At 48.0% G+C, this 467-nt stretch carries 1 protein-coding gene; it reads left to right on the forward strand.

The window, feature by feature from the left end; translation table 11 throughout:
- Window positions 1-467: NUDIX hydrolase (locus AB5935_RS26360; protein ID WP_368327912.1), on the forward strand; the 467-nt coding region annotated here is incomplete at both ends.

Here is a 467-nt window from a genome sequence, read left to right on the forward strand (position 1 = left end):
TTTCGCCGTCCATGGCTGACTGTGCGTTGCGAAGATATGTTACTTCCCAATGGGAATCATATCCCCGAGTATTATATCCTTGAGTATCCCGACTGGGTAAATACCATTGCCATTACCAAAGATGGTCAATTCGTTTTTGTCCGCCAGTACCGTCCGGGAATCGAACGAACTTGTTATGAACTCTGTGCCGGTGTCTGCGAGAAGGAAGATGCTTCGCCGTTGGTGTCCGCCCAGCGTGAATTGTGGGAAGAAACGGGCTACGGAAAAGGAAACTGGCAAGAGTATATGGTGATTTCCGCTAATCCGAGCACTCATACCAATCTGACTTACTGCTTTCTTGCCACAGACGTGGAACTGATAGACCATCAGCATCTGGAAGCTACTGAAGATATCACCGTCCATCTGCTCACATTGGAAGAGGTGAGAAGTCTGCTCGATAAGAACGAAATTATGCAAGCGCTGAATGC

The organism is Phocaeicola sp. RTP21198st1_B8_RTP21198_201120, assembly GCF_040929485.1.
Lineage (GTDB): Bacteria > Bacteroidota > Bacteroidia > Bacteroidales > Bacteroidaceae > Phocaeicola > Phocaeicola dorei.